Origin of the sequence: Streptomyces sp. NPDC046977, assembly GCF_040644455.1 — a bacterium.
Classification (GTDB): Bacteria; Actinomycetota; Actinomycetes; order Streptomycetales; family Streptomycetaceae; genus Actinacidiphila.
In genome coordinates, this window is record NZ_JBEYWO010000057.1 from 1 (window position 1) to 23141 (window position 23141).

Consider the following 23141-nt stretch of genomic DNA (forward strand, 5'->3'; position numbering starts at 1 on the left):
CCCGCGGCCGTGGCGGGGCCCCCCCCGGGGTTGTTGCCCTCGGTTGTGTTGGTGTGGGCCGCGGCGCCCCCCCCCGGGGGGGGGGGGCGCCCCCCCCCCCCCCGCGCCCCCCCGGCCGTGTCACGGCCGCATGGGCCGCCCGGCCCCGCCGGGTTGCCCCTTCGGCCCATGCCCGGGACGGAGCCGTCGCCCACAGTGGAGGGATGCACCGCGCAAGGACGGGCAGGTGAGCGTCATGGCCGACGGCACGCGTGCGCGCGGCCCGCGCGAAGCGGGCCGCACCGACGCCTCCCGACCGCCGCGCCGCGTACGGGCCGGCTGCCTCGCGCGTTCCGCGTGCGTCCCGGCCTGACGGAGGGAGTCACACGACATGAAGGCTTGGGTCTTCCAGGGGCCGGAACAGGCGGCCTGGCAGGACGTGCCCGACCCGCGGCTGATGGACGCGGCGGACGCGATCGTCCGCGTCGACACCGCCGGGGTCTGCGGCACCGACCTGCACATCATGCGCGGTGAGGTCCCCGACGTCCCCGCGGGGACGGTACTGGGCCACGAGGCCGTCGGCGAGGTCGTCGAGACGGGCTCGGCGGTACGCACCGTACGTCCCGGGGACCGCGTGCTGGTCTCCTGCGTCAGCGGCTGCGGCCACTGCCGCTACTGCCGCTACTGCCGCGAGCAGGCGTACGGGCAGTGCCGCGGGGGCGGCGGCTGGACGCTGGGGCACCTGATCGACGGCACGCAGGCCGAGTACGTGCGCGTCCCGTTCGCGGACACCGGTCTGCACACGCTGTCGCACGTGGTGAGCAGCGAGGTCGCCGTGCTGCTGGCGGACATCTTCCCCACCGGCTACGAGGTGGGCGTCCTCAACGGCGGGGTGCGCCCCGGCGACACGGTCGTCGTGGTCGGCAGCGGCCCCGTGGGCCTGGCCGCCATCGCCACCGCCCATCTGTTCGCCCCGCACGCCGTCATCGCCGTCGACCTCGTACCGGCCCGGCTGGACGCGGCCAAGCACCTGGGCGCCGACGCGGTCGTCCGCGCCGACGAGGGGCCGGAGCAACTGGTCGACGACCTCACCGACGGGCTCGGCGCCGACGTGGTGATCGAGGCGGCCGGCACACCGGAGAGCTTCGGGCTGTGCACGCGCATGGTGCGGCCCGGCGGCCGTGTCGCCAACGTCGGTGTGCACGCGCGGCCGGTCACCCTCCACCTGGAGGACCTGTGGAGCCGGAACATCACCGTCACGACCGGTCTGGTCGACACGTACTCCACCCCCACCCTGCTGCGGATGGTGGAGGCGGGCCGGCTGCCCGCCGCGTCCCTGGTGACGCACGCCTTCGAGATGCAGGACGCGGCCGCGGCGTACGACGTCTTCTCCTCGGCGACCGACACCGGGGCCCTGAAGGTCGTCCTGGGCGGACAGCACCACGACGTCGTCGCGATCCCGGCCTGACCCCCGGCCCGCACACGTTCCGCCGTTCCTTCCGATCTCGGCCGACGAAGGAGACCGCCGTGACCATCACCACCAGGGGCCTGCTGGGCGCGCTCCCGCCGGAGGCACGCGACCTCCTGACGGAGCTCGGCCACGGGGTCTCCTTCCCGGCCGGGACGCGGATCTTCGAGGAGGGCCGGCGGGCCGACCGCTTCTGGGTCATCAGCTCCGGGTCGGTGGCGCTCGACCTGCACGTCCCCGGCCGCAGGGCGGCCCAGGTGGAGACGCTGGGCCCCGGCGACCTGCTCGGCTGCTCCTGGCTGTTCGCGCCGTACACCTGGCACCTGGGGGCGCAGAGCCGCAACCTGGTCACCGCCGAGGAGTACGACGCGGCGGCGGTGCGGGCGCTGTGCGAGGCGGACCCGGCCCTCGGCTTCGCCGTCGCCCGCCGCGTCGCGGAGATCGTCACGCAGCGGCTCCAGGGCACCCGCACCCGCCTGCTCGACCTCTACGGCCCCCAGGGCAGCGGAGGCCGGCGGTGACCCGTTCGGCGCTATGACGACCAGGGCCGATCGGCGACGATCGAGGGGACGGCCGGGCACGCGAGGCGGCAGCCGGGAGGGCGTATGACCGAGGTGCGGGAGTTCTCACCGCGGGCGCCGATCAGGGTGTTCCTGGTCGACGACCACGAGGTCGTCCGGCGGGGGCTCCACGACCTGATCGACGCCGAGACCGACATGGAGGTGGTCGGCGAGGCGGGCTCGGTCGACCACGCCGTGGCCCGCGGCCCGGCGCTGCGCCCCCATGTGGCCATCCTGGACGTGCGGCTCCCCGACGGCGACGGCATCACGGTCTGCCGGGAGCTGCGCTCGGTGATGCCCGGCCTGGCCTGCCTGATGCTGACCTCGTTCGACGACGACGACGCGCTGCTGGACGCGATCATGGCCGGTGCCGCCGGCTACGTCCTGAAGCAGATCAAGGGGTCCGACCTGCTGGCGGCGGTGCGCACGGTGGCCTCCGGCCAGTCGATGCTGGACCCGGCGACGACGGCCAGGCTGATGGAGAGCCTCCGCGCCCACGACGAGCCGGCCCCGGCCCCGCAGGACGACGCGCTGGCCGCGCTCTCGCCGCGGGAGCGGGAGATCCTGGACCTGGTCGGCGAGGGCCTGACCAATCGCGAGATCGCGCAGCGGCTCTTCGTGTCCGAGAAGACCGTGAAGAACCACATCTCGCGACTGCTCGGCAAGCTCGGTGTCGAACGCCGCATCCAGGCCGCCGTCCTCGCCACGCAGCACCGACCCGAGGGATCGCCGCCCCCCGAGCCGCACCACTGAACGCCGCGCCGCCCGCGGGCGGGCCGGGCGGGCACACCCGATGGGCCGGACGGTCCCCCGGCGGAACCGGGCGGCCCCTCCCCGGGCGCCGCGCGGCGGCGCAGGATGGTCGCAGGCGCCTGGCCGGGAGGTGCAGCGCGATGAGGACCGACACCCTCGACGGCACGACCCTGGAGAAGCTGATCTCCGCCGCGGTCGCCGCCCCCGCCTGCCACAGCCGGCGGCCGTGGCGGTACCGCCTGGACCCGGACACGGCCACCCTGCACGTGCGGGGCGTCGGCGCGGAGGACCGGCCGCCGGGCGCGGCGGGCGAGGACGCCCGGCGGGCGGTGCACGTCTCGGTCGGGGCGGCACTGTTCAATCTGCGGGTCGCCGTGAGCCACTTCGGCTGGGAGCCGCAGGTCCGGCTGCTGCCGTCCCCCGACGATCCCGGTCTGTACGCCACAGTGCGGCTGACGGCCCCGGCGCGCGCCCCCGAGACGTCCCGCGACGATCTGTACGGCGCGCTGTGGTGGCGCCGCGACGGCACGCCCTCGTGCCCGGTGCACCGTCCGCCGGGAGCGGTCGTGCTGGGGCTCGTCGACGCCGCCCACACCGAGGGCGCGGCGCTGAGCCTGCCGCACGCGGCGGAGACCCGGCGGCTGCTGCGGCTGACGGAGGACGCCCACCGGCGCGACCCGGCCGACGCGGTGGCGGTCCGGTGGCCTCCGGCGGGCGAACCCCCCTCCGCGCTCGGGCCCGCGCCCGGCGACGGCCGGTTCCCGCTGGTAGCCGTCCTGACCACACCCCTCGACGACCCCGCCGACTGGCTGCGCGCGGGACAGGCCCTGGAACACGTGCTGCTCGCGGCCACCGCGCGGCGGGTGCGCGCCGCGCTGCTGTACCAGGCACTGGACTACCCCGACCTGCGGCGCGCCCTGCGCAGCGCCGAGTCCGGACCGGGCCATGTGCAGATGCTGGTGCGGCTCGGGTACGGGCCGCTGCGGCCGGGGACCGCGCCGCGCGGCCCGGGTCACACCATGGCCGCGGTGAACTGACGCCGCCGAAGCCGGGTCCGGGCGGGCCGCGGTCAGTCCGGGGCCAGCGGCACCCGCCAGACCAGACGGGTGCCGCCCCGTTCGGGGACCTCCAGGCACAGCGAGCCGCCGAACTTCTCCGCCCGGTCCGCGAGATTGACCAGCCCGCTGCGGCAGGCGCCCTCGGGGATGCCGGTGCCGTCGTCGGCCACCGTCAGGGTCACCGCGCCGTCGCCGACGATCAGGGACACCTCCGCGCAGCGGGCCCCGGCGTGCCGGGCCACGTTGGACAGCGCCTCCCCCAGCACGGCGACCACGTTCTCGGCGACCGGGACCGGCACATCGGTGTCGATCAGTCCCTCCATCCGCAGCGCCGGGGTGAACCCGAGTGCGGGGACCGCCCGCTCCACCGCCCCCGCGACCCGGACCCGCAGGCCCTTGCGGCCCGGACCGGCGTCGTGCGCGCGCAGGCCGAAGATCGTGGACCGGATGATCTTGATCGTCTCGTCCAGGTCGTCCACCGCGCGCAGCAACCGCTCGCTCGCCTGCGGGTGGTCGACGAAGCGGACCGCGCTCTGCAGTGTCATCCCCGTCGCGAACAGCCGCTGGATGGCCAGGTCGTGCAGGTCGCGGGCGATGCGGTCGCGGTCCTCCAGCCGGGCCAGCTGCTCGGCGGAGCGGCGCCGCTCCGCCAGTTCCATCGCGAGCGCCGCGGCCCCCGCGAAGTCCCTCAGCGGGGCCGTCTCGATCTCGGTGAAGGCCGGCTCGCCCTGGGCCCGGGCCAGCAGCAGCGCGCCGCGCACCCCCTCGCTGGTGCTCATCGGCACCGCGACGGCCGGTCCCAGCCCGGCGAAGCGGGGCGGGCCGGCCGTGATCCGCGGGTCCTGGCCGACCTCGGCGCTGATGATCGGCTCCCCCGCCGCCATCGCCGCGCCGACGAACGAACCCCGGCGCGGCAGCACCAGCCCGGCGTGCGCGCCCGCGTCGATCCCGGTGGCAATGGCCATCCGGACGTCGCCCGTGCCCTCGACGGGCAGCGCCATCACGCCCAGGTCGGCGCCCAGGATGCGCCGGGCGTGCTCGACGATCAGCTCCAGCACCCGGGACTCCTCGGCGCCGGACAGCAGACTGGCGGTGATCTCCGCGTTCGCCTCCAGCCAGCGCTGCCGGGAGCGGGCCTCCTCGTACAGCCGGGCGTTGTCGATGGCGACGCCGGCGGCCACCGCGAGCGTCGACAGCATGGCCTCGTCCTCGCCGTCGAACTCCTTGCCGCCGCGTTTCTCGGTCAGGTAGAGGTTGCCGAACACCTCGTCGCGGACCCGGATCGGGACGCCGAGGAAGGAGTGCATCGGCGGGTGGTTGGCCGGGAAGCCGTACGAGACGGGGTGCTCGGAGATCTCCTCCAGCCGCAACGGCTCCGGGTGGCGGATGAGCTCGCCGAGAATGCCGTGGCCCGACGGCAGCGGGCCGATCTTCTCGATGTCCGCGTCCGCGACCCCCACCGGGAGGAACTGCGACAGCCGGTCCTCGCCCCCGATGACCCCGAGCGCGCCGTACTCCGCGTCCACGAGGACGACCGCGGCCTCCACGATCCGGCGCAGCACCTGCGGCAGATCCAGCTCGCGCCCCACCGACAGCACGGCCTGCAGCAGGCTGTGCACACGGTCCCGCGTCCCGCGCACGGCATCGATCCGGATCTGCAACTCGTCCAGCAGTTCGTCCAGCTGCAGCCGCGGCAGGCGCTCCTGCCCCTTGTCGGGCTCCATCCCCATGGATTCCTCCATCAGGCACGGTGGCTCCCCACAGCCATTGTCCTCACCTCGGCGTCCAGCGGCGCGGCGTCGACCCCTGGCCCCCGGCGGGGCGGTACGGGCAGACTCACCCCATGAACGATCACCGTGCGATCGGCTGGGACGAGGCCGCGTGGCTCAACCCGCCGCTGGAGGCCCGAACCGACGCCGAGGGACTGCTGGTCACCACGCGCGACCGCAGCGACTTCTGGCGCACCACGAGCTACGGCTTCGTCCGCGACGACGGGCACGCGCTGCTGGCTCCCTTCCCTGGTTTCCCCGGCACCGGCACCGGTCCCGGCTCCGGCTCCGGCGCCGTCGAAGTGACCTTCGTCGCGGACTTCGACACCCTGTACGACCAGGCGGGCCTCATGATCCGCGTCGATGCCGCGACGTGGATCAAGGCCGGTGTGGAGATGTCGGACGGCGTGCCGCATCTCGGCGCCGTCGTCACGCACGGCCGGTCGGACTGGTCCCTGGCCCCGGTGCCCGAGTGGAAGGGCCGCGAGGTCACCGTGCGGGCCAGCCGGGACGGCGACGCGGTGACGATCAGGGCGCGGTGCGACGCGGAGCCGTGGCGCATGGTGCGGCTGGCACCGCTCGCCCCGGAGGCGGAGGCCTCGGCGGGCCCCTTCTGCTGCTCGCCCGAGCGGGCCGGACTGCGCGTACGGTTCACCCGGTTCGTCCAGGGGCCCGCTGACGCCTCGCTGCACGGCGACGTGGAGGGCTGAGCGCGATGGGGAGCTGGGGCACGGGGAACTTCGACGAGGACACGGCGGCGGACCATCTCGGCCTGCTCACCGACCGGTTGACCGCCGAGGTCGCCCGGGCCATGGAAGGCGACCCGTCAGAGCTCGAACCGGACGAGTACTGGGGTGTGGCGGTGCCCTGCAACCTGGAGCTGCTGCACCTGCTCGCCACCCGCGGCTGGGCGGGGGCGACACTGCCCGAGGCGGCGACGCTCCGGGCGTGGAAGGGCCGCTACCTCGCCGTGTGGGACGAGGCGGTCGACGACCTGGAGCCGGGGGCGGACCACCGCGCGCGGCGGCGGGAGGTGCTGGTGAGCACGTTCGACGCGCTGGCGGAGGTCGCGGAACGCCGCGCGGGGCACGCCATGTGACGGAGTGTCACCGGCGGGACTCCTCGTACTCCGGCTCCTCCTCGTACTCGTCCTCGTACTCGTCCTCGGCTTCCTCGCCGTCGTCCTCGTATTCGCCGGCCTCCTCGTCCTCCTCGTCCTCCTCGTAGTCGTCGGCGTCGTCGGCGTCCTCGGCGTCGGTGGCCTCGTCGTACTCGCCGTCGTCCTCGTACTCGTCGGCGGCCTCGTCGGACTCCGCCTCCTCGTCCTCCAGCGCCTCCTCGTGGGTCCGCACGACCTCCCCGTCCTGGATCTCGCCCCGCCAGCCCTCGGGTTCCTCGTCGGTGAGGGTGACGTACCGCTGGAAGTGCTTGAAGTCGAGCCGCAGACGCCGTCCTTGGGCCCGCCAGATGTTGCCGGTCTTCTCGAAGAAGCCGGAGGGGTAGTACTCGACCACGAGCACGATGCGGGTCAGCGTCGGCGTGATCTCGTGGAAGCTGACACAACCGCGCGTGGTGCCCTTGGCGCCCTCGGAGCTCCAGACGATGCGCTCGTCGGGGACCTGCTCCTGGACAGTGGCCTTCCAGCCGCGCGTGGACGGACCCACCTTGACCTTCCAGTCGCTGGTGGCGTCCTCGCCCTTGGAGACGCTGCGCACGCCCTTGGTGAAGGTGCTGAACTTCTCGTACTGCGTCCAGTGGTCATAGGCGAAGCGGACCGGAACGCCGACGTCGAGGGACTCGACGATGTTCATCACCTTCGTCGTCCCCGACTTGCGCCCCTTGCCCATGCCGAAGGCCTGCTTGGCCTTGTCGAGGATGCCTCCGCCCATGCTCTTGGCCTTCTCGCCCACGAAGGCCTTCAGCGGCGACTCCCCCTGGAGGATGCGCAGTCCGGCCTTGGGCAGGACACCGTCGTTCTCGGCCACGTCACGCAACTGGTCGGTGAGACCCGCGACTTTGTCGCCGGCCTTCTCCGCCAGGTTCTCCACCTGTGCGCCCAGGAAATGGACCATCTCCTCGCGCAACTGGTCCAGACCCGAGGCATGTCCGTTCGGGCTGTGCTGTGCCGTCCTGGCCATGGCCTACCTCCGCCGTGCGGACGACGCCTTCTTGGCCGACGTCTTCTTCGCGGCCGTCTTCTTGGCGCCGCCGCGACTCGGTGCGGTCTTCTTCGCCGCCGTCTTCTTGGCGGCCGGCTTCTTCGCCGCCTGCTTGCGCGCGGGCGGTGCGGCCTTCTTGGCGGTGGACTTCCGCGCCGGCTGCGCCTTCCCCGCCCCGGACTTCTCCTCCGGTGCGCGCTTCGCCTCCGGACGCTTCGCGGGACGGCGGTGGCGGCTGCGCCCCGGTGCCCGCTTGCCGGCGGACCTCCTGGCGGGTTCCTCCGCGCCCTCCGGCTCCTCGTCCTCCCGGTCCTCGGCTTCCTCCTGGTCCTGCTCGTCCTGCTCGTCCTCCTCGGGCTCGTACTCCTCCTCCGTGTCCTCGGCCCCGTCCTCGTCGCGGCGGCCCTTGCCGGACGGGCCGGACTTCCCGCCGATGCGCGCGGTGCGGTCGTGCAGTGACTCCGCGAGATCGGCCAGCCGGCGGTCGGCGGCCGCGGACAGCGCCTGGCGGCCGGCGTCCATCAGTTCGCCGCGCAGCTGGTCGTTGAGGTCCTCGAACTGGGGCAGTTCCTTGAGCCGGCGAACACCCTCGGTGAGCAGTTGTTGCGGTTCGAGACCGAAGCGGCGGCCCGCGAGATATGTCGCGAGCCCAAAGGCGAGCCTGGCCTTCTTGGTCCGGCCGAGCACATAACCACCGGCCATCCCGGCGGCGAGAGCCATCTTGGTCGAATCCTTCATCAGTCGTTCCCTTCCGGTCGGCGATCGTGTCGCCGCGCACGACTGTGGCTATATGCTGAAATAGTACGTTTGCTTGCCGGGGTGGCGCCGCTCGAAGCACGGCGGCGGCAACGACCGAAGGGGACGACATGACCCGACGGCCCCGCAAGCCCTCCGCCGCGTGGGCCATGCGCTCGGCGGCCGAGCAGCTCACCGAACTCCTCGGGCGGCAGCCCGAGTCGGTGTCCGCGGTGAAACCGACCGAGGACGGCTGGGAGGCCGACGTCGAGGTCCTGGAACTGGAACGCGTTCCGGCGACCACCAGCGTCATGGCGACCTATCACGTGAGTCTCGACGAGGAGGGCGGGCTCGTCTCGTACGAGCGGACACGGCGTTACGCCCGCGGGCAGATCGACCGACGCGTCTGAGGGGGCGCTGAAGGGAGGCACCATGACCGTGGTGCCACAGGGCGCCGGCGGTGTGTCGGGCGGCAGCTCCGGCAGTCTGTACGACGTCCTGGAGCTGATCCTCGACCGCGGCCTCGTCATCGACGTCTTCGTCCGGGTGTCGCTCGTCGGCATCGAGATCCTGAAGATCGACGCCCGCATCGTGGTCGCCAGCGTGGACACCTATCTGCGCTTCGCGGAGGCGTGCAACCGCCTCGACCTGGAGTCCGGCCGCAAGCAGCCGACCCAGCTCACCGACATCGTGGGCGAGATCACCGAGGGCGGCGCCAAGGGCAAGTCCAAGGGCGCCCTGAGCGGTGCCGTCGAAGCCGTCACCGACACGCTGAAGGGCGGCGGGGGCGACGAGGACGAGGAGGACGAAGAGAACGAGGCCCAGGAGGAGGCCGAGTACGAGGAGGAGCCCCGAGCGAGGCGGCGCCGCCCGGCCAAGCGGAGCGCCCACCGGGAGAGGGAATGACATGTCCGTCTACGTCTACTCCATCATCTCGAAGGCGCATCCGACGAACCTCGACGGCCTCCACGGCGTCGGCAAGCCGCCCGGCGAGCTGCGCACCGTGACCACCGCCGCACTGAGCGCCGTCGTCAGCGACGCGCCCGAGGACCTGCGTCCCCGGCGGCGCGACGTCCTGGCCCATCAGGAGGTCCAGGAGCGGCTGATGGCCGACGGCCCCGTCCTGCCGCTGCGGTTCGGCCTGACCGCCCCCGACGACAACGCCGTGCGCGCCGCGCTGGACGGGCGAGCCGAGGAGTACGGCGGCCGGCTCGAAGCCCTTGAGGGATGCGCCGAGTACCACCTGAAGGTCTCCTGGGAGGAAGAAGCACTGCTGCGCCGGATCCTCGTCGAGTCGGAGGAGGCGGCACGGCTCAACAAGCAGATCCGGGACGGCTCCGGCACCCCCGAGATGCCGCTCGCCCTCGGCGAGCTGATCAGCCGCGAGGTCGAGGCGCGGCAGCGCGCGCTCGGCGCGGGCATCGTGGAGGCGCTGCGCCCGTTCGCGCGGGACGACGACTCGGTACCGCCCACCGGGCAGGACTTCCTCAGCGTGTCCTTCCTGGTGGAGGAGGGCCAGGAGGAGATGTTCCTCGCCACGCAGCTCAGCCTCGCCAACCAGCTGGGCGACGAGTGCGACCTGCGGCTGCGCGGGCCGCTGCCGCCGTACAGCTTCGTCTGAGGAACGCGGAGGAAAGGGGTGTGCCGTGGGACTCGTCACCGGACTGTTCGGCCTGCCCCTGGCGCCCGTCCGCGGCGTGGTCTGGGTCGTGGAACGCGTCAAGGAGGCGGCCGAGGAGGAGTACTACGACCCCGGGCCGGTGGAACGCCAACTCGCCGCGCTGGAGAAGGAACTGCTCGCCGGACGGATCGACGAGGAGACCTTCGAGGCCCGCGAGGACGAACTGCTGGACCGCCTCGAGGAGATCACCGCACACCGCAGGGGCGCCGGGAACGCCGGGAACTGAGGCGGAGACGGAGGTGACCGTATGACGGACCCCGACAGGCTCGGCTCGTACCCCACGCGGGCGCAGTCGCCGTACGCCCCGTACGGCCAGGGCTCCTCCGCGAACCTCGCCGACATCCTGGAGCGCGTCCTCGACAAGGGCATCGTCATCGCGGGGGACATCAAGATCAACCTGCTCGACATCGAACTGCTCACCATCAAGCTCCGGCTGATCGTCGCCTCGGTCGACAAGGCCAAGGAGATGGGCATCGACTGGTGGGAGCACGACCCCTCGCTGTCCTCCCGCGCCGGCGGGGAGAAGGCCTTGGCGGACGAGAACAGGCGCCTGCGCGCGGAGATCGACGCACTGCGGGAGGAGCGGGAACTCCCCGCCGCGCCCGCCGCCGCACGTGAACGGAAGCCCGCCGCCCGCCCGCGGCGTACGGCCGCGGAGCGGCCTGCCCCCGCGCGCCGCAGGAGAGAGACCGACGATGAGTGACGCCGGGCACGACCGCGTGGAGTACGCCTACGCCGTGCTGCGCGAGGGCGCCGTCCCGCCGGAGGACGTACGGGGGGAGCTGACCGGGGTGGCGGGTGCGCCGGTGCGTCTGGTGTCCGGGCCGCCCGGGGCCGGACTGGCCGCGGCCGTCAGCGCGGTGCCCGCGGCGGAATTCCAGGAGGGCGCGCTGCGACGGCAGTTGGAGGATCTGGAGTGGCTGGAGTCCGTCGCCCGCGCCCATCACACCGTCGTCGAGGAGCTGTCCGCGGCAACGACGGTGCTCCCGCTGCGGCTCGCCACGGTGTACCTCGACGAGGCCCGCGTCCGGGACGTGCTGGGGGACTGCCGCGCGATGTTCACGGCGTGCCTGGACCGGCTCGACGGGCACCTGGAGTGGGGCGTCAAGATCTACGTGGAGGACGAGCCGGCGACGGCGGCGGCGGCCGCGCCCGCGGCGGACCTGAGCCCCGGACGCGCCTACCTGCGGGCCCGCGGGGTGCAGCGGCACGCACGCGAGGACGCCCACCGCAACGCCCGCCGGGCCGAGCAGCGCGTGGCGGCGATCGGCCGCGAACTGGCCGCCGACCACGCGCGGCACCGCGTGCAGCAGGGCGAACTGGCCGGTGACGCCGGGGAGAACGTCGTCAACGACGCCTATCTGGTCGCGCGGGACCGGGCGGAGTCCTTCCGCGTCCGGGTCCAGGACGCCGCCGCGGGGCTGACCGGCGTACGGGTCGACGTCACCGGCCCCTGGGCCCCGTACTCCTTCGCCGCGGTCCCCGAGGGCGCGCCGTCATGAGCGTTCCCGAGCGGGGCGGCGACCCGCTGCCGCAGCGGCAGGTGGCGCTGATCGACCTGCTGGACCGGCTGCTGAGCGGCGGCGTGGTGCTCACCGGGGACGTGGTCCTGTCCATCGCCGACATCGACCTGGTACGCGTCTCGCTGCGCGCCCTGGTCGTCTCCATCAGCGCCAAGAACCCCTCCCCCTTTGCCGGTTCCGCACCGCCGCCGGCCGGCGGGACACGGCCGTGAGTTCCGGGGTGCCCTCCGACCGGCTCGGCGAGGTCGCCGACGCCGCCGCCCGCGCCTTCCGGCTGCTGCCCGCGCTGCCGGAGGACACGCCCCCGCCGCCCGCGCCGGGCGCGCCGCCGCGTCCCGCCCGGCGGGTGCGCGCCGACCCCGACACCGTCGAGCGGGACCTCGTGCGGCTGGTGCTCACCCTCGTCGAACTGCTCCGGCAGCTCATGGAGCGCCAGGCGCTGCGAAGGGTCGACGCGGGCGACCTCACCGAGGACGAGGAGGAGCGCCTCGGCGCCACCCTCATGATCCTCCACGACCGCATGACCGGACTGTGCGCGCAGTACGGCCTGACCATGCGCGACCTCAACCTCGACCTCGGTCCGCTCGGCACGCTGCTGCCGCCGGACGCCGGGGAGTGATCAGCCCGAGCGCCGCGCCAGGTCCGCCAGCACCGCGACCGCCTCGTCCAGGCGCTCGTACGGCACGAAGAGGTGGTCGTGGTGGAAGCCCGCCACGACGTTGCAGCTCAGGCCCGCGTCGGCGAGCTCCCGGGCGACGGCCGCCGTCAGCCCGACCGCCTCCAGCGCGGAGTGCACGCGCAGGGTGATCCGGCCCGCCACGTAGCCGTAGCCGAGGCCCGCCGCGTCCGCCTGCTCCTGCGGCAGGACGAGGGTCAGGCCCTCCTCCTCGGCGACGGTGACGACCGGCGTCACACCATCCGGCACAGCACTTCCGGGGGGAAGGGTGGTGAAGACATGCCGTTCCCGGCCCGCCTCCGGGCGCATACCGCTCAGCAGTTTCCGCAGATCCGTCTCTCCGCTCATGATCACACCCTATGCCGGACGGGTGATCGCACCGGCCGGTCCGCGCGCCGCGCCCCCGGGCCCGGGCGCCGCGCGGGTTTGGATGAGAGGGCCTGCCGCCGCACGGCGGCCGGACGGACGCAATGGAGGGCCGCTGTGCGCAGAAGCCGGGTCGCTGGAACTGTCGTGTCGATCGTGTCGTCGGGGCTGCTCGCGCTGGCGCCGGCCGCCGGGGCCGCCGACGGATGGCAGCCGCGGTCGGGCGGCGGTGGCACCGCCCGCCTGGAGCTCACCGAGCCGTACAAGGTCGGCTTCGCCACGATCACGGTCAGCCCGCAGGGCACCGGCTGGGACGTGGACGCGCTGGTCACGAAGACGGTGAACGACCCGGGGTGCGTGTTCCTCCAGGCCGACGATGCCCCGTCCCGGACCCGGGAGACGGCGCTGGAGCCGGGGCAGCAGATCGGCGCGCAGTGCGGTTCGGCCTGGACCCGCACGCAGATGCTGACGCACACCGAGCACCGGCGCCTGGTGCTGGGCTGGTCCGACGGCGACGGCGTCCCGGTCTCCTGGCGGAGCGTCACCTTCTAGCGCACGGCATGCCGGTGAACCGGGCCGGCATGCCGGGGCGGTCCCCACGGTGCACCCACCCGGCAGCATGCCGCCGCGGCTCCCGCTGGCGATCGCCCCGGAAGTCGCCATGTCCGCAGCGGTGCTCACCACCCCGGTGGGCACCGCCACAGCCCGCACAGGCGCGCGGAACGCCGATGCGCCCGGTGACGGCCCCCCGGTGCACCCGGCAGCACGCCGCGTGCGGCTCCCGCTGCCGAACGGGCCGGCAGTCGCCATGCCGGCAGCGGCGCGCACCGAACCGGTGGGGGGCGCGGAACGCCGCCGAGGCCGGCCCGCCCGCCCCCACGGTGCACCCGGCAGCATGCCGCCGCGGCTCCCGCTGCGGATCCGGTGCGCACCGCCACCGCGGGCCCGCAATGCCGGTGAACCGGGTCGACATGATCGTCCATGTACCGGTCGAGGCGGCCCGCCACGGTGCACCGCTGAAGCACGACGTACCCGCCGCCGAGATCGGCACCCGGCACCACGCCGCCCAAGGACGCCACCGTGCCGGCAGCGGGGCGCACCGACCTGGTGGCCCCCCGCACGAGGATGCGGAACGCCGATGCGCCCCGAGGCGGCCCCACACCGCACCCGGCAGCGTCGCGCGCCACCACGCCCACGAGGGTGCGGAACGAACGCCGATGCGCCCGGAGGCGCCCCCACACCGCACCCGGCGGCTTGCCGCCCCCGCTCCCGCTGCCGAACGGGCCGGGAGTCGCCATGCTGGAAGCGGTGGGCACCGCCACCGCGGGACGGGGGGTCGCTGCGCGCCAGCGCGAGAGCCAGCCGAAGGAGTGCGCAATGCCGGTGAGCCGGGTCGGCATGATCGTCCACGAGGGGCGTCCGGAGGCCGTCGAGGCGGCCGCCACGGTGCACCGCTGGTGTGCGGAGCGCGACGTGCCCGCCGTCGAGATCGACATCTGGCGGCAGGACCGGCCGCGCCACAGCGGGCGGGAGGAGGCGCAGACGGCGGGCTATCCGGACCTCATCGTCACGCTCGGCGGCGACGGGACCTTCCTGCGCGGTGCCCGGGTCGCGGCGGCCTGCGGCGCCCCCGTGCTCGGCGTGGACCTGGGCCGGGTCGGCTTCCTCACCGAGGTCTGCGTGAACGACGTCACGGAGGCGCTGGACGCGGTCGCCGAGGACCGGGCCACCGTCGAGGACCGGATGACGCTCACGCTCCGCGCCTCGCGTCCGCTGGAGGTCCCGGAGGGCATCGAGTCGCTGCTGCGGTACGGCCGCGGGCCGACGCTGCCCGCGCCGAGCGTGCGGCCGGGCGATCCCGTGGACGTCGGGTGGGGCGTGCCCATGAACATCAACGCGGTCAACGACATCGTCTTCGAGAAGCTCGCCCGGGACCGGCAGGCGAGCGTGGCGGTGTACCTGGCCGGGCGGCTGTTCGCCTCGTACTCCGCCGACGCGATCATCGCGGCGACGCCCACCGGTTCCACCGCGTACAGCTTCGCCGCCGGGGGCCCCGTCGTCTCCCCGCACATGGACGCCGTGGTCTTCACGCCGGTGGCGCCCCACATGGCGTTCGACCGGACGATGGTGGCGGCTCCGGACGAGTCCGTCGCCATCCGCGTGCTCGCTCATTCGGGACGTGTCGCGGTGAGCATCGACGGCCAGTTGCGCGGTGTGGTGGATCCCGGGGACTGGGTCGCCGTCTACCGCGGCCGGCACCGGCTGCGCCTGATCCGGCTCGCCCCCACCGACTTCTACCGCCGGGTGCGCGACCGCTTCCGGCTGAGCGACGCGCCCGCCGCGGTCGCCGACGGCATGGCGGCCCCCCTCATCCGGCCCGACCAGCCCGTCCCGCCGGACCTGGCCGGGCTGCGGCTGCCGCCGCCGGCGGACAAGAGCGCGGACGCGGACCCGGAGCACTGACGGCGGTCCCGGACCGGCCGGCGGGCCTTCCACTCCGGCGGCCTATCCCCGGTTGTCCGGCGCGGCGGGCCTCCGCAGGCTGTCCTGGGGGACGCGACCACACCCGGGAGACCGACATGACCTGTCCTCGAGACCCGTCCTCGGCGCGTCACAGCCGCTGGGCCCTGGCCGCCGCGCTCGTGGTGGCCACCGCGCTCAGCGCCGGCTGCGCGGGCCGGGCCGGCCGCTCCGCCGACGTCCACGGCGCGGCGGCGACGAGGGTGGCCGTGGCCGACGGGGCGCCGGCGAAGTACGTGCCCTGCGGCGATCCGCCGGTGAAGCTCGAGACGATCGCCCAGGACTTCCTCAACGGGCTCGCCGCGGCCGGCGGGACGCCGCTGTACAAGATGTCGTACAGCGACGCCCGCGAGGTGCTGAACAAGCTCCAGGCCGGGCCGGTGGACATGCTGCCCGCCACCGTCGAGCAGCGGGACGTGCCCGGCGGTCCGACCGGGCCGGTCTCCGTGCACGTCGTACGGCCCGAGGGGGCGAAGGGCGCGCTGCCCGGCATCGTCTACATCCACGGCGGCGGCTGGGTGCTGGGCAACTTCAAGACCCACGAGCGCCTGATCCGCGAACTCGCGAACGGGGCCAAGGCGGCCGTGGTGTTCGTCGACTACACGCCGTCGCCCGAGGCCCAGTTCCCCGTGCCCATCGAGCAGGCGTACGCGGTGGCCAAGTGGGTCGCGGCCAACGGCGCCGGAATCGGCGTGGACACCTCGCGCCTGGCCGTCGCCGGCGACTCGGTGGGCGGTGACATGACCGCCGCCGTCACGATGATGGCGAAGCAGCGCGGCGGCCCGCACTTCCGCCAGCAGGTCATGCTCTACCCGGTGGCCGACGCCGACTTCGACACGCCGTCGTACCACCGGTTCGCGGAGAACTGCTGGCTCACCCGGCCCGCCATGCAGTGGTTCTGGGACGCGTACGCCCCGCACCTGAAGGACCGGTCCAACCCGCTCGCGGCGCCGCTGCGCGCCACCACCGGCCAACTGCGCGGCCTGCCCCCGGCGTTGGTGATCACCGACTCCGACGTGCTGTTCTCCGAGGCCACCGCGTACGCGCGGAAGCTGCGCGGCGCCGGGGTCCCGGTGACCCTCTCGCACTACGAGAAGATCACCCACGACTTCATGATGCTCAACGCGCTGAAGGACACCGAGTCCAACAAGGCGGCCGTCGCGGAGGCGAGCGCGGTGCTTCGCGACGCCCTGCACGGCCCGGGCGGGGGCGGCGCCGGCAAGTAGCCCCCGCACCGGGCGAGGGGGCGGCCGCGCTTCGGCCGCCCCCTCGCCTCAGCGCAGTGTGGGAACGGCCCCGCCGTCGACACGGGCGAGCGTCACACCGGGCACGGCGCGCAGCCAGCGCGCGGCGGCACGGTCGAGGGCGCCGGCGTCGGACGGGGTGCCGCCGAGCCCGATGGCCCACCGTGCCTCGTGGGCACCGGCCGCGAAGGGCCGCGGCCACGCGTGGACGTCGACGGCTCCCGCCGCCTCCAGCGCGGTCAGCAGGGCGCGCACGCGGCCGCGGAACCGGCCCACGGACCGGTCGAGGTCCTCGCCCGGGGCGGGACGCACCGTGGCGACGGCCCAGGCGGCGTGCCGCCGGTGCAGGGGCGGGGGCGCGAGGAGCGCCGCCGCGTCGGCGCCTGCGTCCAGCAACTCCCAGGCGCGGTAGAGCTCCTGGGTCAGCAGGTCGCGGAAGCCTGGGCCGGTCTGCTCGGTGCACCAGCGGATGGGGGCGCTGGGGGTCGCGACGGACACGGCGGGGGCGGTGGCACCGGCGGCGCCGATCGGGTTGTGCCAGTCCCACGCGGCCCAGGTCGCGAAGAACTCGCGCGCCAGACCGGACGCGTCCGTGTCCGGGTGTTCGCCCACCGTCCGGGCGGCCAGCAGCGCCCAGGCCAGCCCGGGCAGTCCGCCGAACGGCGCCGAGTCCAGTCCGCGCGCCCGGGCCCACGCCTTCACCTGGCGGGCCAGTGCGGCGAACCGGTCGTGGGCGCCGCCGGCCAGGGCGAGGACGGCGTCCGCGTCGCTGACGGCGCTCAGCGCGACGGCGGCGGCCTCGCCCAGGTCCAGGCGCCGCTCCACCGCCTCGCCGGGGGCGAGCGGCCCGGTGGCCACGACCACCACGTCGACGTCGAGGGCGCCCACGGTGAAGCGCAGCCCCGGCACCCGGGCGCCGGTGACCTCGCGCAGCCGTGCGGCGCCGGGCACGGCGGCCGCGACACGCGCCGCCACGTCCGCCATGCCGTCCGTCCCGAGCGTGCCCGGCAGGGCGGCCACCACGTCGAGGTCGGCGCCCGGCAGATGGCATCCCATGCGGCGGGACCCGGCCAGGTGCACCGCTCCGGGCCGGAGGGCCTGCGTCAACTGCCGCAGTACACGGGCCGCTTCGGTGTCCCCGGCGGCGGGTGCGGGGCCGCCGTCCGGCGGGGGTGCGTCGTCCAGCCAGCGCAGTGTGCCCGTGCCGAGGGTGACCTCGGCGCGGGGCCGCATCGGCTCGTCGCCGCGCCGTGACAGCAGGACGAACCTCCCGACGCGGGCGGTCATCGGGGCGAGGCGGGCCGCCGTCGCGGCCGCGACGGGCAGCGGGTCGGGGGTGCGGCCCAGGGTGAGGTGCGGGGTGTATCCCCCGGCGCGGCCCCGGCAGCGCGGGAACCGTTCGGCGAGGGCGTGGTGGAGGGCGGCCCAGGGGGCGGCTCCCGCAGCGGCGGGGTCGAGCCAGACGGTGGCGTCCTCGCGGTGGCCGAAGGTGTGGATGCCGTCCAGCCGCGCGGTGAACCCGGGTGCGGCGGCCGCCGCTTCGGCCAGCAGGGGCGCGGCCCGCTCGAAGGCGTGCTCGGGAACGAAGCCGAAGAGCAGGTTGACGTGCGGGGGCCAGCGGTGGATCTGCGGGTCGTGGTCCCGGCGGACGTCGTCGAGCGCGGGGCGCAGTTCGTCCGGCGGGAGCCAGGCGACCGCGGTGCGGGCGGTGGGCGCCTCGTCCAGGGTCCGTGTGCCCATGGTGTCCGACGGGGTGAGCACGGCCTCCACGCCGTAGTGGTCGGAGGCGAACAGCCCGTCCGCCGAGGGGGTTTCGCCGTGCAGCCGGGCGGCGGTGGCGCGCAGTCCCGCGGCGTCGCGCAGGAGGACGCGGTCCAGGCGGGAGGCGCGGCCGGTGAGGGAGGACACGGCGGCGAGCGGGTTCACGGCGGGGTCGAAGGTGGGGGTCGTGTCGGCCGGGCCGTGGACGTCGGTCCAGGCGTCGCGGAGGCCGAGCGCGCGTCCGGGTGCGTCGCCGCCGTCGTTGAAGTCGCCGAGGACGACCAGTCCGGGGGCGTCGACACCGGCCAGTCCCTCGGCCAGCCGGGCCAGTTCGGCCTCGCGCCGGGCGGCGCCGTCCTCGGAGTGGTCGCTGCTCAGATGGGTGGCGACGACGACGAGCGGGCCCTGGGCGGTCTCCACGGTGATCGCGGCGACGGCCTTGTGCGGACCGAGGGTGTGCACCGCGGACTCGCGCACGGGCAGCCGGCTGAGCAGCAGCAGCCCGTGCTGGGCCACCTCGTGCGTCCCGGTGCCGTCCGGCGGGGTGCCGAGGACGTACCGCTCGCGGACCCAGGGCTCGGCGGCGATCATCGCGAGCAGGCGCGGTTCGGTCTCCTGGAGCGCGATGACATCGGCGTCCGACCGCTCCAGCGCGCGCAGCAGCAGGGGGCGGCGGTGGGCGGTGGCGATGAGGTGCCCGTCGTACCGGTCCCACAGGGTGTTCCAGGTCAGGACCCGCACCTCTCCGCCGCCGGGTGCCGCGGCCGGAGCCGTACCGCCGGGGCGCCAGCCGTCGGCCGCCGGATCCCAGGCGTGCGGGGTGCGGGCGGTGAAGAACGGGGCGCGCAGCAGCCGGGGTTCGCGCACCCGGCCCGCGTCGGTGGCGTCGATGCGGTCGACGCCGGTGGCGCGGTCCCACACGAGTTCGCCGTCGGCCTCGACGAACAGCACGCGGTGCCAGGGGATCTCCCCGCCAGGCACGAAGGCCGGCAGCGGGACGCGCTTGGGCGGCGCGCCGCGCTGGAGGACCCCCAGGACGAAGCGGGCCGGGTCGAACCGGGCGTCCCAGCGGACCCGGTGGTAGATCTCCTCGCTGGTGCGCACCTCATGCCTCCTGTCCGTGGGTCGCGGCGCCGAGCGTGCCGTCGGTGTCCTCGACCGTGCCGCCCGCGCCCAGGTACCAGGTGCGGTGCGCGTGGCCCGGGTACGGCGGGTCGAAGCGGCGCGTCTGCGCGGCGAGCACGGCGCCCGGGACCGGGTGGTCGCGGACCGCGTTGCGGCGCGCCAGTTCGTCCTCCCCGACCAGCGGCACCACATGGGTGACGAGGGCGTCGCGGCGGCGGGCCACCGCGTGCACCAGGGACCGCTGGTGCGAGGTGAGCGACGTGGCGTCCCACACCACCGTCGCACGTGCGGTGAGGGCGCTGTCCAGCCGTCGCAGGCCGTCCCGCAGTACCTCCTGGTTGGCCCGCTGGTCGGCCCGGGACCCGCGGGCGGCCCGCAGGTCGTCCAGGCAGACCCGGGTGCCGACGCCGTCCAGGCCGGCGGCGAAGGTGCTCTTGCCGCTGCCCGCCGGGCCCACGAGATGGATCAGGCGGGGGAAGTCGCCCGAGCGGTACCGCCAGGTCGCCGCGACGGCCTCCTCGGCGCTGCCGAGGCGCCCCGCGGCGTACGCGGCCCGGGCCTCGGTCCAGCAGCGGTCCGCGGCGGCACGGCCGAGTCCGCCGAGGGCGTCGCGCAGCCCGTCGCGCAGCGGGGCGAACGGCTCCTCGGCGAGCAGCCCCGCCTCGTCGGCGTGGAGTGCCGACCATTCGGCCTGCTCGCGGGCCGCGTCGTCGGGCGCGACCGCGGCCGCGACGGCGTGCAGGACGCCCAGGTCGGCGGCGAGTGAGAGTCGGCCGAGCCCGGCGCGGCGGTCCCGGTCCGGGTACGGCAGGTGGAGGCCGGCGTGCAGACCGGCCAGGTCGGCGACCCGCCGGGCGGTGGCCATGCCCAGCGGCCCGGCGAGCCGGGCGGCGAGCGGGGCGCGGTGTGCGCCGTGCAGCAGGGCGGCGAGCACGCCCGCGAGCCGGGTGTCCCCGGTCCGTCCCAGAACGTCCAGCCGGGCGGCCGCGTCCGCGGCGGCGTCCGCGTCCCGTGTGTCCTGCGCGGGCAGGCCGAGCGCCGCCACCAGCGCGGCCGCGTCGGGGGCCGCGCCGGAGCGGACCGCCCACAGCGCCGCGGCCGGGCCGAGCCCGTTCTCCACGACGGCGGCGTGCATCCAGTGGGTGCTGGTCCGCACATGGTCCGGGCGCACCCATTTCGCGACGCGCCGCCCGAACTCCTCGCGGGCGAAGCCCTCGGTGGTGCGGACGACCCAGCCCTCCTGGCGGGCGGTGTCCACGCGCAGGGCCCGCAGCGCCCGTTCGTCGAACGTGCCCCGCCACAGCACCGGCGGCACCGGCACGCCGAGGCGGCGCAGGAAGCCCGTCGTGGCGTCCCAGTCCAGGCACCGGTCGCCGTCCCAGACGGAGAAGCCGTAGAACCAGCTGTCCAGTGCGTCGTAGGCGAGCGAGTGCCGGGCGAACAGGTTCTCCCCGCACACCCGCCGGCCGGGCGGGATCGCGGGCCCGATGCGCCCCTGGAGCGCCTTCACCCAGGCGCGCGAGGGGTGGTGGGCCGAGTCCGGCGACCGGGCGTGCAGGCCGTCGGTGTAGAGAGTGGTGTTCTCGCCGTCCAGTTTCTCGGTGACGACGACCTCGCGCCCCCGCAGTCCGTCCAGGTCCCGGGCCCGCACGTCGTCCGACGCGGCCCCCGGCGACCAGGGCAGATGAGGGGTGCGCGGATAGTGCGTACGCATGGTTGCGGTGCTCCCCCGTGCTCCATTGGTGCGCGGCCACTGTAGGAGCGTCGCGGACGGTCGTTCCATCCATTTGATGCCGGACGCGGCCCACAGCGGGCCGCGAGGGTCGGGGCAACGGCCGGCGGAACGACTCCAGCAGTCCCCCGCCACCTGCGGATATGAATTCCCGGACAACTGCTGAGGGCATCCCGGTGACGCAATACCCTGTCAATATCATCATGTTGAGTGACTGGTAAGTTCTGCCGAGTGAACGACTCGGGCTACCTCACCTTGAACAGGTTGTTGCCGCTTCCGACGCGACGTCGCGGCCTGCGGCCCGCACTGTGGGGAGGCGCCGTCGCGGCGTGCGCCCTGCTCTGCTTCTCGGCCGCCACGGCGGGGCTGAACGGCGACAGCAAATACGTTCTGGGGTGCCTGCGCACGGCGAGGGCCGCGGGCTTCTCGCCCTCGGAGACATTCACCCACCGCCCCTTCTTCTTCCGCTGGTTCATGGCCGCGCTGGATTCGCTGACGTGGGGTACGACCGGCACCCGCGAGGCGATCATCCGCGTGGCCGCGGTGCTGCTGTGCGTCGCCGCGGGGCTGTGGCTGCGCGCGGCGCTCGCGCTCAGGATGCCGCTGCGTGACGCGACGCTCACCGCGACCGTGGTCGCGATGTCGCTGGCGTTCGCGCCCGGGGTCGATTTCCTCGAACCCGAATGGGCGGCGACGCTGCTGGCCGTCGTCGCCATCGCCGCGGTCTTCGCCTTCCGGCACCGGTGGGTGGGCGCGGCGGTCGCCGCGCTGCCGCTGGGCCTGGCGGTCATGATGAAGTACTCCACCGCGGCCACAGCCGCGATGGCGCTGATCGTGATTTTCGCGGCGGACCGGTTGCGCGCGGTACTGCTCGGCATCACCACAGGGGTCGCCGCGGCGGCACTGTTCGGGATCTCGGTGTGGTCGGGGTCCCGCGAGTGGCAGTGGGCGCGGGACATGCCCCGGCTCAACCAGGGCGCGGTGACCCGCAAGGGCCTGCAGGTGTCGTTCCTGCTCGACAGGTCGGTGTCCTATCTGGGCGACCGCATGTACCTCAGTCCGCTGGTGGCTCTCGTGCCCGCCGCGCTGCTGCTGTACCTGTCGCGGGTGAGCGGGCGCGTGCGCCGGCTGGAACTGGCCCTTCTGGCGTCGGCGTTCCTGCTGGTCTGCCTCGCCGCGGTGGCGGTGCAGGGCAACTGGTTCTTCTACCACAGTGCGACGCTCCCGGTGGCCGCGGCGGGGCTGTGGGCCCTGGCCATGGCCTCCTGGTACAGCGCCCACGAGCGACCGCCGCTGTTCTTCAGCGCGGTGACGGCGCTGTACGCGCTGTGGGCCCCGTTCACCGGGCACGTCCCGCATGCGTTGCAGGGCGTGGGCGTGGCCTGGGCCGCCGTCGGCCTGGCGTTCCTCGCCGGTCTCGCCGACCTGCGCACCGTGCGCGCACACAGGCCGAGTGGGCCTCCGGCGATCCTGCGCCGCCGCAGGCCGGCCGCGCTGGCGGTGGCCGTGACCGCGGTCGCCGGGGTGGCCTGCCTGGCGGTGCCGGTCTGGCCGCAGTCGCCCGAGATGATGAACCAGGGCAAGGTGCAGTCGACCAACGCCCAGGTCGCACAGCAGAGTCGGGCGATCGCCAAGAGGGCGGCCGCACTGGACCGGACGATCCCGCCGGGTACCCCCGTGCTGTACCTGGCCTTCGGCGACGTCGCGTACTACGCCGGGCGTCCCGTGCAGTGCCGCTACCCGATCGCGACCGTTCTGCAGCGTACGAGGTACCTGCCGGACGTGAACCGGTTGCGCTCCTTCACCGAGAACGCCGCGTGCCTCACCGACGACCCGGCGCCGTACGCGATCCTGCAGCGGTCGTGGTTCATCCTGAACCACATGGACCCCACGGTCGCCGCTCAGGTGGAGAAGATGTACGACTGCCCGCCGTCCGGGGACGACCCGCGCCTGCCCGTGGCCTGCCGCCGGCGCTGAGCGCCCGCAGGTCAACGGGGCGCAGACGTGAGGGGCCCCACCGGAATCGCTCCGG

Annotated in this window: 24 protein-coding genes; 18 read left to right on the forward strand and 6 right to left on the reverse strand. The window is 74.6% G+C overall.

Annotation, left to right across the window (positions count from 1 at the left end; genetic code table 11):
- Positions 1–370: 370 nt before the first annotated feature.
- From ABZ883_RS41290 to ABZ883_RS41305, 4 genes are all read left to right on the forward strand, one after another.
- The gene (locus ABZ883_RS41290) at positions 371–1447 is read left to right on the forward strand and encodes an alcohol dehydrogenase catalytic domain-containing protein (RefSeq protein ID WP_360916855.1); all 1077 of its coding nucleotides are present in this window, start codon (positions 371–373) and stop codon (positions 1445–1447) included.
- Positions 1448–1506: 59 nt separating this feature from the next.
- Positions 1507–1968 (forward strand): cyclic nucleotide-binding domain-containing protein, encoded by a 462-nt coding sequence (locus ABZ883_RS41295; protein WP_360916858.1) that lies wholly within the window; start codon positions 1507–1509, stop codon positions 1966–1968.
- A gap of 84 nt (positions 1969–2052) precedes the next feature.
- Positions 2053–2760 carry a response regulator transcription factor gene (locus tag ABZ883_RS41300; RefSeq protein ID WP_360916861.1) on the forward strand — a complete coding sequence of 236 codons (708 nt, stop codon included), beginning with the start codon at positions 2053–2055 and terminating at the stop codon, positions 2758–2760.
- A gap of 140 nt (positions 2761–2900) precedes the next feature.
- The gene (locus tag ABZ883_RS41305) at positions 2901–3797 is read left to right on the forward strand and encodes a hypothetical protein (RefSeq protein WP_360916864.1); all 897 of its coding nucleotides are present in this window, start codon (positions 2901–2903) and stop codon (positions 3795–3797) included.
- Between the two features lie 32 nt (positions 3798–3829).
- Here the strand turns inward: ABZ883_RS41305 and ABZ883_RS41310 are convergent, their stop codons facing one another.
- On the reverse strand, positions 3830–5542 hold the full coding sequence (locus tag ABZ883_RS41310) for a GAF domain-containing protein (protein ID WP_360916948.1): 1713 nt from the start codon (positions 5540–5542) through the stop codon (positions 3830–3832).
- Positions 5543–5661: 119 nt separating this feature from the next.
- Here ABZ883_RS41310 and ABZ883_RS41315 point away from each other — a divergent pair, with 119 nt between their 5' ends.
- Both ABZ883_RS41315 and ABZ883_RS41320 read left to right on the forward strand, forming a co-directional pair.
- Positions 5662–6297: a DUF1349 domain-containing protein gene (locus ABZ883_RS41315; protein ID WP_360916867.1), complete on the forward strand. Its 636-nt coding sequence runs from the start codon at positions 5662–5664 to the stop codon at positions 6295–6297.
- Positions 6298–6302: 5 nt separating this feature from the next.
- Positions 6303–6686 carry a DUF4259 domain-containing protein gene (locus ABZ883_RS41320; RefSeq protein WP_360916870.1) on the forward strand — a complete coding sequence of 128 codons (384 nt, stop codon included), beginning with the start codon at positions 6303–6305 and terminating at the stop codon, positions 6684–6686.
- 7 nt (positions 6687–6693) lie between these two features.
- Here the strand turns inward: ABZ883_RS41320 and ABZ883_RS41325 are convergent, their stop codons facing one another.
- Positions 6694–7725: an SRPBCC family protein gene (locus ABZ883_RS41325; RefSeq protein ID WP_360916873.1), complete on the reverse strand. Its 1032-nt coding sequence runs from the start codon at positions 7723–7725 to the stop codon at positions 6694–6696.
- A 3-nt stretch (positions 7726–7728) separates the two neighbouring features.
- Complete coding sequence (locus ABZ883_RS41330; protein WP_360916876.1) at positions 7729–8484, reverse strand: histone protein; 756 nt, start codon at positions 8482–8484, stop codon at positions 7729–7731.
- 128 nt (positions 8485–8612) lie between these two features.
- Between ABZ883_RS41330 and ABZ883_RS41335 the strand changes: the two genes are divergently transcribed.
- Genes ABZ883_RS41335 through ABZ883_RS41370 form a run of 8 tightly spaced genes read left to right on the forward strand, consistent with a single transcriptional unit; the run spans position 8613 to position 12304 of the window.
- Complete coding sequence (locus ABZ883_RS41335) at positions 8613–8891, forward strand: gas vesicle protein (protein WP_360916879.1); 279 nt, start codon at positions 8613–8615, stop codon at positions 8889–8891.
- Positions 8892–8913: 22 nt separating this feature from the next.
- The gene (locus tag ABZ883_RS41340) at positions 8914–9387 is read left to right on the forward strand and encodes a gas vesicle structural protein GvpA (protein ID WP_360916882.1); all 474 of its coding nucleotides are present in this window, start codon (positions 8914–8916) and stop codon (positions 9385–9387) included.
- A 1-nt stretch (position 9388) separates the two neighbouring features.
- On the forward strand, positions 9389–10102 hold the full coding sequence (locus ABZ883_RS41345) for a GvpL/GvpF family gas vesicle protein (protein ID WP_360916885.1): 714 nt from the start codon (positions 9389–9391) through the stop codon (positions 10100–10102).
- A gap of 25 nt (positions 10103–10127) precedes the next feature.
- Positions 10128–10388 (forward strand): gas vesicle protein GvpG, encoded by a 261-nt coding sequence (locus ABZ883_RS41350; protein WP_360916888.1) that lies wholly within the window; start codon positions 10128–10130, stop codon positions 10386–10388.
- A 21-nt stretch (positions 10389–10409) separates the two neighbouring features.
- Entirely contained in the window at positions 10410–10865 is a 456-nt protein-coding gene (locus ABZ883_RS41355; protein ID WP_360916891.1) for a gas vesicle protein, read from the forward strand.
- Complete coding sequence (locus ABZ883_RS41360) at positions 10858–11664, forward strand: GvpL/GvpF family gas vesicle protein (protein ID WP_360916894.1); 807 nt, start codon at positions 10858–10860, stop codon at positions 11662–11664. The genes ABZ883_RS41355 and ABZ883_RS41360 overlap by 8 nt, the downstream gene beginning before the upstream one ends.
- The gene (locus ABZ883_RS41365; protein ID WP_360916897.1) at positions 11661–11897 is read left to right on the forward strand and encodes a gas vesicle protein; all 237 of its coding nucleotides are present in this window, start codon (positions 11661–11663) and stop codon (positions 11895–11897) included. The genes ABZ883_RS41360 and ABZ883_RS41365 overlap by 4 nt, the downstream gene beginning before the upstream one ends.
- Positions 11894–12304, forward strand: coding sequence for a gas vesicle protein K (locus tag ABZ883_RS41370; RefSeq protein ID WP_360916900.1), 411 nt, complete (start codon positions 11894–11896; stop codon positions 12302–12304). The genes ABZ883_RS41365 and ABZ883_RS41370 overlap by 4 nt, the downstream gene beginning before the upstream one ends.
- On the opposite strand, the gene ABZ883_RS41375 is transcribed toward ABZ883_RS41370, so the two are convergent.
- On the reverse strand, positions 12305–12709 hold the full coding sequence (locus ABZ883_RS41375) for an ACT domain-containing protein (RefSeq protein ID WP_360916903.1): 405 nt from the start codon (positions 12707–12709) through the stop codon (positions 12305–12307).
- Positions 12710–12874: 165 nt separating this feature from the next.
- Between ABZ883_RS41375 and ABZ883_RS41380 the strand changes: the two genes are divergently transcribed.
- The 3 genes from ABZ883_RS41380 to ABZ883_RS41390 all read left to right on the forward strand — a co-directional run bounded on the left by ABZ883_RS41380 (position 12875) and on the right by ABZ883_RS41390 (position 16473).
- On the forward strand, positions 12875–13279 hold the full coding sequence (locus ABZ883_RS41380; protein WP_360916906.1) for a hypothetical protein: 405 nt from the start codon (positions 12875–12877) through the stop codon (positions 13277–13279).
- 825 nt (positions 13280–14104) lie between these two features.
- Positions 14105–15190: an NAD(+)/NADH kinase gene (locus tag ABZ883_RS41385; protein ID WP_360916909.1), complete on the forward strand. Its 1086-nt coding sequence runs from the start codon at positions 14105–14107 to the stop codon at positions 15188–15190.
- A 116-nt stretch (positions 15191–15306) separates the two neighbouring features.
- On the forward strand, positions 15307–16473 hold the full coding sequence (locus ABZ883_RS41390; protein WP_360916912.1) for an alpha/beta hydrolase: 1167 nt from the start codon (positions 15307–15309) through the stop codon (positions 16471–16473).
- Positions 16474–16521: 48 nt separating this feature from the next.
- On the opposite strand, the gene ABZ883_RS41395 is transcribed toward ABZ883_RS41390, so the two are convergent.
- Positions 16522–19356 carry a poly(A) polymerase gene (locus ABZ883_RS41395; RefSeq protein WP_360916915.1) on the reverse strand — a complete coding sequence of 945 codons (2835 nt, stop codon included), beginning with the start codon at positions 19354–19356 and terminating at the stop codon, positions 16522–16524.
- A gap of 1 nt (position 19357) precedes the next feature.
- Positions 19358–21091: an RNA ligase family protein gene (locus ABZ883_RS41400; protein ID WP_360916918.1), complete on the reverse strand. Its 1734-nt coding sequence runs from the start codon at positions 21089–21091 to the stop codon at positions 19358–19360.
- 249 nt (positions 21092–21340) lie between these two features.
- Between ABZ883_RS41400 and ABZ883_RS41405 the strand changes: the two genes are divergently transcribed.
- Positions 21341–23086 carry a hypothetical protein gene (locus ABZ883_RS41405; protein ID WP_360916921.1) on the forward strand — a complete coding sequence of 582 codons (1746 nt, stop codon included), beginning with the start codon at positions 21341–21343 and terminating at the stop codon, positions 23084–23086.
- Positions 23087–23141 lie beyond the last annotated feature (55 nt).

Excerpts from the sequence above, each read along its gene's own strand:
- ABZ883_RS41290 (WP_360916855.1), top strand. The coding sequence starts at position 371 with ATGAAGGCTTGGGTCTTCCAGGGGCCGGAACAGGCGGCCTGGCAGGAC.
- ABZ883_RS41300 (WP_360916861.1), top strand. The coding sequence starts at position 2,053 with ATGACCGAGGTGCGGGAGTTCTCACCGCGGGCGCCGATCAGGGTGTTC.
- ABZ883_RS41305 (WP_360916864.1), top strand. The coding sequence starts at position 2,901 with ATGAGGACCGACACCCTCGACGGCACGACCCTGGAGAAGCTGATCTCC.
- ABZ883_RS41310 (WP_360916948.1), bottom strand. The coding sequence starts at position 5,542 with ATGGAGCCCGACAAGGGGCAGGAGCGCCTGCCGCGGCTGCAGCTGGAC.
- ABZ883_RS41315 (WP_360916867.1), top strand. The coding sequence starts at position 5,662 with ATGAACGATCACCGTGCGATCGGCTGGGACGAGGCCGCGTGGCTCAAC.
- ABZ883_RS41320 (WP_360916870.1), top strand. The coding sequence starts at position 6,303 with ATGGGGAGCTGGGGCACGGGGAACTTCGACGAGGACACGGCGGCGGAC.
- ABZ883_RS41325 (WP_360916873.1), bottom strand. The coding sequence starts at position 7,725 with ATGGCCAGGACGGCACAGCACAGCCCGAACGGACATGCCTCGGGTCTG.
- ABZ883_RS41330 (WP_360916876.1), bottom strand. The coding sequence starts at position 8,484 with ATGAAGGATTCGACCAAGATGGCTCTCGCCGCCGGGATGGCCGGTGGT.
- ABZ883_RS41335 (WP_360916879.1), top strand. The coding sequence starts at position 8,613 with ATGACCCGACGGCCCCGCAAGCCCTCCGCCGCGTGGGCCATGCGCTCG.
- ABZ883_RS41340 (WP_360916882.1), top strand. The coding sequence starts at position 8,914 with ATGACCGTGGTGCCACAGGGCGCCGGCGGTGTGTCGGGCGGCAGCTCC.
- ABZ883_RS41345 (WP_360916885.1), top strand. The coding sequence starts at position 9,389 with ATGTCCGTCTACGTCTACTCCATCATCTCGAAGGCGCATCCGACGAAC.
- ABZ883_RS41355 (WP_360916891.1), top strand. The coding sequence starts at position 10,410 with ATGACGGACCCCGACAGGCTCGGCTCGTACCCCACGCGGGCGCAGTCG.
- ABZ883_RS41360 (WP_360916894.1), top strand. The coding sequence starts at position 10,858 with ATGAGTGACGCCGGGCACGACCGCGTGGAGTACGCCTACGCCGTGCTG.
- ABZ883_RS41365 (WP_360916897.1), top strand. The coding sequence starts at position 11,661 with ATGAGCGTTCCCGAGCGGGGCGGCGACCCGCTGCCGCAGCGGCAGGTG.
- ABZ883_RS41375 (WP_360916903.1), bottom strand. The coding sequence starts at position 12,709 with ATGAGCGGAGAGACGGATCTGCGGAAACTGCTGAGCGGTATGCGCCCG.
- ABZ883_RS41385 (WP_360916909.1), top strand. The coding sequence starts at position 14,105 with ATGCCGGTGAGCCGGGTCGGCATGATCGTCCACGAGGGGCGTCCGGAG.
- ABZ883_RS41390 (WP_360916912.1), top strand. The coding sequence starts at position 15,307 with ATGACCTGTCCTCGAGACCCGTCCTCGGCGCGTCACAGCCGCTGGGCC.
- ABZ883_RS41400 (WP_360916918.1), bottom strand. The coding sequence starts at position 21,091 with ATGCGTACGCACTATCCGCGCACCCCTCATCTGCCCTGGTCGCCGGGG.